This is a genomic window from Seonamhaeicola marinus (assembly GCF_008085455.1).
In genome coordinates this window covers 1-300 of the sequence record NZ_VSDQ01000001.1, presented here as the reverse complement: position 1 = coordinate 300, position 300 = coordinate 1, and the positions used below count along the sequence as shown (strand labels likewise).

Annotated in this window: 1 protein-coding gene; it reads left to right on the top strand. The window is 28.0% G+C overall.

The window, feature by feature from the left end; genetic code table 11:
* Nucleotides 1-15: 15 nt before the first annotated feature.
* The coding region (locus FUA24_RS00005; protein ID WP_317131904.1) for an AAA family ATPase at nucleotides 16-300 on the top strand (285 nt) is incomplete at its 3' end.

The following is a 300-nucleotide window of genomic DNA, read 5'->3' as shown; positions in this document are numbered from 1 at the left end:
GGTAATAAATTTATAATGGATTTACCTTTTATTGTTTTAGCAACCCAAAATCCAGTTGAACAAGAAGGCACATACCGTTTACCAGAAGCACAACTAGACCGTTTTTTGTTTAAAATTGATGTAGACTACCCAAATTTAGATGAAGAAATTGAAATTATTAATAGAGAACAAAACTTACAAGGCAATACTAAAACCGATAAAGTAACAGCACATTTAAACCAAACACAAATAGCAAAATTTCAAGATTTAGTAAACCAAATTATAATAGAATCGCATTTAGTAAAATATATTGCAAACATA